This is a genomic window from Nocardia sp. NPDC060220 (assembly GCF_042727815.1).
GTDB lineage: Bacteria > Actinomycetota > Actinomycetes > Mycobacteriales > Mycobacteriaceae > Nocardia.
The window spans coordinates 1-7,383 of the sequence record NZ_JBHWZY010000299.1 but is presented as its reverse complement, the minus strand read 5'-3'; the positions used below and the strand labels follow the sequence as shown (position 1 = coordinate 7,383).

7 protein-coding genes are annotated in these 7,383 nt (G+C 68.8%); 3 read left to right on the top strand and 4 right to left on the bottom strand.

Features of this window, described 5'->3' with window-relative positions:
* Positions 1 to 230: 230 nt before the first annotated feature.
* From ACFWF3_RS17125 to ACFWF3_RS17115, 3 genes are all read left to right on the top strand, one after another.
* The gene (locus ACFWF3_RS17125; RefSeq protein WP_379314423.1) at positions 231 to 731 is read left to right on the top strand and encodes a PH domain-containing protein; all 501 of its coding nucleotides are present in this window, start codon (positions 231 to 233) and stop codon (positions 729 to 731) included.
* 35 nt (positions 732 to 766) lie between these two features.
* On the top strand, positions 767 to 2,278 hold the full coding sequence (locus tag ACFWF3_RS17120) for a PH domain-containing protein (protein WP_379314422.1): 1,512 nt from the start codon (positions 767 to 769) through the stop codon (positions 2,276 to 2,278).
* Between the two features lie 101 nt (positions 2,279 to 2,379).
* A complete protein-coding gene (locus ACFWF3_RS17115; protein WP_379314420.1) occupies positions 2,380 to 2,733 on the top strand; it encodes a DUF1622 domain-containing protein in 354 nt (117 codons plus the stop codon).
* On the opposite strand, the gene ACFWF3_RS17110 is transcribed toward ACFWF3_RS17115, so the two are convergent.
* The 4 genes from ACFWF3_RS17110 to ACFWF3_RS17095 form a co-directional block, all read right to left on the bottom strand.
* Positions 2,723 to 3,142 (bottom strand): hypothetical protein, encoded by a 420-nt coding sequence (locus ACFWF3_RS17110; protein WP_378993334.1) that lies wholly within the window; start codon positions 3,140 to 3,142, stop codon positions 2,723 to 2,725. The genes ACFWF3_RS17115 and ACFWF3_RS17110 overlap by 11 nt on opposite strands.
* A gap of 10 nt (positions 3,143 to 3,152) precedes the next feature.
* The gene (locus ACFWF3_RS17105; RefSeq protein WP_379314419.1) at positions 3,153 to 4,568 is read right to left on the bottom strand and encodes an amino acid permease; all 1,416 of its coding nucleotides are present in this window, start codon (positions 4,566 to 4,568) and stop codon (positions 3,153 to 3,155) included.
* A gap of 98 nt (positions 4,569 to 4,666) precedes the next feature.
* Positions 4,667 to 5,548 (bottom strand): N-acetyl-1-D-myo-inositol-2-amino-2-deoxy-alpha-D-glucopyranoside deacetylase, encoded by an 882-nt coding sequence (gene mshB / locus ACFWF3_RS17100; protein ID WP_379314418.1) that lies wholly within the window; start codon positions 5,546 to 5,548, stop codon positions 4,667 to 4,669.
* Positions 5,545 to 7,278: an ABC transporter family substrate-binding protein gene (locus tag ACFWF3_RS17095; protein WP_379314421.1), complete on the bottom strand. Its 1,734-nt coding sequence runs from the start codon at positions 7,276 to 7,278 to the stop codon at positions 5,545 to 5,547. The genes mshB and ACFWF3_RS17095 overlap by 4 nt, the downstream gene beginning before the upstream one ends.
* Positions 7,279 to 7,383: the final 105 nt, after the last annotated feature.

Below are 7,383 nucleotides of genomic sequence, written 5' to 3'. Positions count from 1 at the left end.
GGGCCCGTCGCATCGCGGCGGGACTCGGCGGCGACATCGGAACGCTCGGCTTCGGAAGATCGGTCACCCCGTCGATCATGCGCTACTTCTTCCCCGGACGTGTGGTCGGTGAGGTCACGGGCCCACGGCGGGCGCGGCGTGGTCGTCCTTGTCCGACGACAACCTCCACCGTGACCACGCGTATTCCCGACGGGGTGAAACCGTCGCACGCGCATGGAACCATGGGCAGCATGTCACTGCCGCGTTCCACCATCCTGGCCGAACCGGCCTGGCGTCCGAGTGCCAAGGCCAAGCTGCTGTGGGCATTGGAGAACACGATCGGCGTGGTGGTGTTGTTCATCGCGCTCGGGGTGTGGGCGGTGCTCGACGGGGACCGTCGCGGCTGGCAGGTGCTCGCCGGGCTGATGCTCGTGGTGCTCGCGGTGCTCGCCGTCGTGGTGATCCCGGTGTGGCGCTACGCGGTGCATCGGTGGGAGGTGACCGATGAGGCCGTGTACACGCGGGTGGGGTGGCTGGATCAGGAGTCACGGGTCGCGCCGATCTCGCGGGTACAGACCGTGGACACCGAGCGTGGGCCGCTGGAACGGATCCTGGGGCTGGCGACGGTCACCGTGACCACCGCGTCGTCGGCCGGGGCGGTGAAGATCAGTGCGCTCGACCTGCCGGTGGCCGAGGAGACGGTGCTGCGGCTGACCGCGATCGCCGCGCAGCACCGCGGGGACGCGACGTGATCCAGCCCGTCGAATGGCAGCGCCTCGACCCGCGCATGCTGCTGGTGTATCCGGTCAACGAGATCATGAAATACATTCCGGTGCTGCTCGGTTCGATCATCGTCGGCACGACCAGCGGCAATCCGCTGTGGAGTCTCATCCCGGTGGTGCTGGTCGCGGCGTTCGGTATCGCGCGCTGGTTCACCACGTCGTATCGGATCGACGCCGATCACGTGCAACTGCGCAGTGGAATCGTGGCGCGCCGGACCTTGTCGGTGCCGAGGCCGCGCATCCGGTCGGTGGATGTGGAAGCCGATCTGCTGCACCGGGTGCTGGGGCTGGCGGTGCTGGCGATCGGCACCGGGAAGCAGACCGACAAGGGCGAGGAGTTCAAGCTCGACGCGCTCGATACGAGTCAGATCCCGGCGCTGCGGGCCGAATTGCTCTCGCACACCGGGCAACACGCGCCCGCCCACGTGGATGTGGCCGGTGCACCGCATGTTTCGCGCCCTGACGCGCTCGCCGAGTCCGGGGTGGAGATCGGGCACTGGCGGGCGGCGTGGGTGCGCTACGCGCCGCTGTCGCTGACCGGACTGGCTGTCGTCGCGCCGATCGCGGGGCTCGGCGCGCAATACGGGGTGATCGACGTGCTGTCGGAAAGCGCTGTCGTGCAGCACCTCGACGACGACACCGCGGCGATCGTCACGATCACCATCGCGGGGTTGACCGTGCTGACGTTGGCGCTGGTGAGCCTCGCCGCGTGCGGCCAGTACCTCGCCACCTGGTTCGGCCTGCGCGTGCTCGACAACGGCACCACCCTGCACCTGCGCCACGGACTGTTCACCACCCGCCAGATCACCCTCGACCTCGCCCGCTTCCGTGGCGCCACCCTCAACGAACCGCTCCTGCTGCGCGCCGCCCGCGCCGCCCAGCTGGAAATGATCATGACCGGCGAGAACCCCCGCCAGAAGATCCTTCCCCAGGCGCCCCGCGTCGCCGTCGAACGCACCCTCGACGAACTACTCCGCAGCCGTCGCGCCTCGCAGGCGAAAGTATCGGCCGATTCGGCCGCGCCACAACCGATCACCGGTTCCGCCCTGGGCACCGTCGACCTGCGCAGACACGGACCCGCCGCCCGCCGTCGCCGCTACACCCGCGCCGCGTGGCCCGTCGGGATCGTTGTCGTCGCCATGCTCGCCGTCGTGCTCACGGGTGGCCATCTGGCACCGTGGGCCTGGACCTTCCCGGTGGTCTTCGCCGTCGTCATGGCCCTGCTCGCCGAGGACCGCTATCGCGGCCTCGGCCACCGCGTGCTCCCCGGCACCACCGGCCCGACCTGGCTGATCACCCGCCGCGGCAGCCTCGACCGCAATCGGGACTGCCTCGAAGCTCCCGGCATCATCGGGTGGACTGTGCGGCAGACCTTCTGGCAGCGCCGCGCCGGACTCGCCACCGTCGTCGCGGCCACCGCCGCGGGCAAGAAGGCCTATCCGGTGGTCGACATCCCGATCGCTGCGGCCGCGGCGCTGATCGAAGAAGTGACCCCGGGCGGACTCGGCACACGCTGAAAGGTCCGGCAAGACCCGCCGAGCCCGATAGCGACGCGGGCGACAGCGACGCGGCGTAGCGTTCGATTCGATCGCCGTGCCGCTGACGCTAGGGGTGATTCGTGCATTTCACCGAGGTTATCGAGAACGCGGGCAAAGTGCTGGACGCCGCGGGCGTCGCGGCTATCGTCATCGGCGCGTTCGTCGGCACGGTCCGCTTCCTGCGACAGCTGGCCGGGCACGAGGAGTTCGAGCTCGCCTACGGCACCTATCGGCGCGGGCTGGGCCGCGCGATCCTGCTCGGACTTGAATTCCTGGTGGCGGCCGACATCATCCGCACGGTGGCCATCGCGCCGACGTTCACCAGTGTGGGCGTGCTGGCCTTGATCGTGCTGGTGCGGACGTTCCTGAGCTACTCGCTCGAACTCGAGCTGACCGGGCGGTGGCCGTGGCAGAAGACGAAAGCTACCGGCTGACGTTCGACCGGTAGTACAGGTACCCCGCGGGCGCGAGCACACCGCAGGCGAACAGCAACAGGGTGCGGCCGTCGCTGCCGAGCATGATGTCACCGCCGGGGCCACGCGAGGCGCAGACCAGGAACCCGAACACCCACACCACGATCGGGGCGAAGGTGAAGCCGATCCGGTCGGTCACCGATTCCATGCCGTAGACCAGCGCGATGTTGATGGGTGCGGCGAACAGCGCCACCACCGGAAACGCCAGCGAGCCGATATACAGGGGCAGGAACAGCACTTCGACGGCCAGGGTGATCAGCGCGTCGACCAGCAGCAGCACGACGATGAGTCCCGAGATCAGCGGATCCGCCACGCCGGAGATGCGTGCGGACCGCAGCACGGCGGTGGGCTGATCGCGATCGGTCACCATGCGCGTGAGTCTATTCGGCCGATGCGGTCTGCTGTGCCGCCCGCGCCCGGGAGAACCGCCAGCCGATCAGCAGCGCGGGCCCGATCACCAGCAGGCTCGCCACCGTCCAGGTCCCGACCGGGCGGTCGATCGCCATCAGGACCAGCACCGTGCACAGGAAGGCCAGCGTGGCCCAGCCGGTGTACGGCGCGCCCATCATCCGGAACGCGGGCCGCTCGAGCTGCCCCCGCTTCCACAGGTGCCACATCCGCAGCTGACAGAGCACGATGGTGGCCCACGACGCCAGGATGCCCAGCGAGGCCACATTCAAGACGATCTCGAAGGCCTGATCCGGAACGAACCCGTTGAGCACCACCCCGAGCAGTGCGACGCCGAAGGTGAGCAGGATCCCGCCGTAGGGCACGCCGTGGCTGCTCATCACCGAGGTGAACCGAGGGGCGCTACCGCGCATCGACATCGAACGCAGAATGCGCCCGGTCGAATACAGACCGGCGTTGAGACTGGAGAACGCCGCGGTGAGCACGACGATATTCATCAGCGAGCCGATGCCGGGCACGCCGAGCGCGGCGAAGAACGTGACGAACGGGCTCTCCCCCGCGTGATAGGACGTGTACGGCAGCAGGAGTCCGAGCAACAGCAGCGATCCGACGTAGAACACCGCGATCCGCAGGATCACCGAGTTGATCGCCCGCGGCATCAGCTTCTCGGGATCCTTGGTCTCCCCCGCCGCCGTACCGACCAATTCGACGGCGGCATAGGCGAAGATCACGCCCGAGGTGACCAGCACCAGCGGCAGGATGCCGGTCGGGAACATGCCACCGTGCTCGGAGATCATCGGCGGGCCGGTCTGTTCACCACGAATGGTGAAGCGCCCCAGCAGGAACACCGTGCCGATCACCAGGAAGGCACACAGCGCGGTCACCTTCACCAGCGCGGCCCAGAACTCCAGCTCACCGAATGCCTTGACGCTCACCAGGTTCACGATCAGCACGATCACCAAGGCGATCAGCGCCAGCACCCACTGCGGTACCGAGGTCATCGGCTGCCAGTAGTGGAAGTACAGCGCGATGGCCGTGGAGTCGGCGATGCCGGTCATCGACCAGTTCAGGAAATACATCCAACCCGCGACGAAAGCGGCTTTCTCCCCGAGGAATTCGCGCGCGTAGGAGACGAACGAACCGGAGGTGGGGCGGTGCAGCACCAGCTCGCCCAGTGCGCGCAGGATGAAGAACACGAACACGCCGCAGACCGCGTAGACGACCCACAGCATGGGCCCCGCACTGGCCAGCCTGCCACCGGAACTCAGGAACAGGCCGGTGCCGATCGCGCCGCCGATCGCGATCATCATCAGCTGACGTCTGCCGAGGGACTTGTGATACCCGGCGTCCTCGGCGTCGAGATCCGGTCGATCACCCACAGCGGTCATGACACCCCACCCATCGTGTGAGAACACCCGAGAACGCGGACACCGGAACGGTACCGGCCCGCGCGCCGAGGCACGATGGCAACCCTGTGGCTAGCTACTCAATCGAGACCGGCGAACAGGTCGTGCTCGAACCCATCGGCGCCGAGCTGGCCGCGAGTACCGCGCACCAGCCTGAAATGTTCCTCCGGCAGCACCGGCAGCGCGATGTTGTTCGACAGAGCGAATTCCCGGCCACTCGGCGCGACGGTGACCTGGGTGGCGTGCGCGCGCATGGCGGCACGCTTGGCCGAGACCGCGTCGGAGACGTCGACCACGGTGGTCACCCCGCTCGTCGACATGGCGGCCAGTTCCGCCTCGACGGGCAGACGCCAGCCCGGGGGCAGTGCGCCGGGCAGTTCGTCGACGGTGCGGCGAGCCAGCGCGGCGGTGTGCTGGCGCAGCAGATCGCCGTCGGTGACGGTCCAGTAGAACTTCGGGACGTCCCAGCCCTGTTCGGCAGCGGCCACGACCGCCGCGGTGGTGATCTCGTGCGCGCGAATGTGGTCGGGATGGCCGTAGCCGCCGCGCGGGTCGTAGGTGACGACGACCCGGGGTCGCAGTTCGAGAATCACCGCGACGAGCGCGTCGACGGCGACGTCACCGGAATTCACGAAGGCCCGCGGGTTCGCCGCCGACGGCGTGCCCGCCATGCCGGAATCGCGCCACCGGCCGGGGCCGCCGAGGAACCACGGCTCGCCCGCGTCGAGGGCCGACAGCGCGGCGGTGAGTTCGCCGATGCGGTAGCCGCCGAGCTGGTCGGCTTCGGCCGCGATCAGGCGCGACCACCGTTCGCCGATGACCTCACCCTCCTCGCCGAGCGTGCAGGTGACCACCGTCACCGGGACACCACGGCGGCGGTAGTGCGCGATAGTGCCGCCCGTGGTGAGGGTTTCGTCATCGGGGTGGGCGTGGACCAGGAGCAGGCCGCCGGTCTCGGTCATGGGATCCTCCGCCACTGTGCTGTATCACCGAAGATGCCGACCTGGATGGCGCCCGACAGCGACACACCGTCGACGCGCGGACCGGCCGCCGCGACGACGTTGTCCTGCACGATCGGCAACACGGTCGCCAGTTCCCACAACCGTGGCTCGGATTCGGCCAGGATCCGCGGCACCTCGAACCCTCGCAGCGCTTCGTCGATCGAGGGTTGCAGAGTCGGATCGCACACGCCGCCGATATTGCTGGGCGCCTTGCGATACGCCTCGGCCGCGGCCAATGCGGGACCTTCGGCGCCGGCCGGTTCGACGGGCGGACAGCCGTAGCGGGAGGCGAGCGCGGTGGCGGGGTCGCCGCCCGCGAGCTCCCAGCCGACGATGGCGTCGATCGAGGATTCGGTGAGGTCCTTGCCGTACAGCTCATCGGCGGCCAGGCCGCGAACGGTGGCATCGATACCGGCACTGCGCAATTGGTCGGCGGCGGTATTGGCGACGGCCAGCGCCGACGCATCCTCGGTGACGGCGCCGATCCGCACCGACAGCCCCTTACCGTTGCGCGCCACCGAGCGCGGGCGCGGCGCGGGCGAGGTGGGCGAACCGGTCTGCTGCGCCTCCGGTGCGCGACCGAAGCCCGCCTCGGCCAGCAGTGCGAACGCTTCATCGGCGGTCATCCGCGGCGGCGCGGTGGGCACATAGCCGGGACTCGACGGCGAAAGCACCTGTGCGCGTGCGGGTTCTACCCAACCACCGGTCTGCGCACCGACGGTCGCCAGCAGGGCGGGGTCGAGCAGTGCGAGCACCGCCTTGCGGACCCGGACATCGGCGAGATCGCCGGAACGGCCGTTGAGCGCGAGTTGCAGTTCGCGGGCCTGCGGCATGATCGTGGTCCGCACCGAGGGGATCGCGGCCAGTTGCGCCTGGGTCGCCACGCCGCCGTGCACGAGCGCCATCTGCGCGTCGCCGGTGCGCAGCGATTCGGCCAGCTGCGAGGGTGTGCCGCCGCGACGGAACTGGATCTGATCCGGGGAGGCTGGGGTGCCCCAGAAGCGGTCGTTGCGTTCGAGCAGGATCTCGTCGCGTCCGCGATCGACCGATTTGATGGTGAAATTGCCGCCCGAGACCGGGATCTTGTCGACCAGCCCGCTGGTGAACCCACCCGGCGAGTCCTTCACCAGGTGCGAGGGCAGCAGATTCGAGAACAGTTCACGCCAGGCCGGGTAGGGCTGGGTCATCGTGACCGTCACCGTCTTGCCGCCACCCGAGGACGCCACATCGGAGATGAGCCGGTAGCCGGCCGGGTCCACCACGCCGGGCTGGCTGATCATCTGCTGCCAGAGGAACCGGAAGTCCTCGGCGGCGATCGGGGCGCCATCGGACCAATTGGCCTGATTACGCACGGTGTAGGTGATGGTGAACGGCTCCTGGGCCGTCACATCGGCCGACACGATCAGCGAGGTATCGGGCACCCAGTCGACCAGACCGGGATGCACGGGACTCGGCGCGGCGCGGAACGGGCTGGGCAGCACCATCGAACTCACCGCACTGGTCACCGGCGACTGATCCGAGCGCAGATGCGGGTTGAACCCGATCCCGATGTCGTCGATCGCGACGACGACGGTGTTCTTGCCCGGCTTGGCCTGGGTGGTCTTGGGAGAGTCGGAGGACTCGATCGGCGGTGGCGGATTCGCCGTGCAACCGGCCACGACCGCCGTCGAGGCAATCATCGCCAGCACCATCGCACGCCACCCTGCGTGCCGCCCCGAACTCACCTTGCGCACTCTACCCAACCCCTCGATCGGCTGCCGTTCGGCCAGTACAGGCCTACGAAAAGGCGTCGGCCG

Coding starts and splice junctions, on each gene's coding strand:
- ACFWF3_RS17125 (WP_379314423.1), top strand. CDS start 231: ATGTCACTGCCGCGTTCCACCATCCTGGCCGAACCGGCCTGGCGTCCG.
- ACFWF3_RS17120 (WP_379314422.1), top strand. CDS start 767: ATGCTGCTGGTGTATCCGGTCAACGAGATCATGAAATACATTCCGGTG.
- ACFWF3_RS17110 (WP_378993334.1), bottom strand. CDS start 3,142: ATGGTGACCGATCGCGATCAGCCCACCGCCGTGCTGCGGTCCGCACGC.
- ACFWF3_RS17105 (WP_379314419.1), bottom strand. CDS start 4,568: ATGACCGCTGTGGGTGATCGACCGGATCTCGACGCCGAGGACGCCGGG.
- mshB (WP_379314418.1), bottom strand. CDS start 5,548: ATGACCGAGACCGGCGGCCTGCTCCTGGTCCACGCCCACCCCGATGAC.
- ACFWF3_RS17095 (WP_379314421.1), bottom strand. CDS start 7,278: ATGGTGCTGGCGATGATTGCCTCGACGGCGGTCGTGGCCGGTTGCACG.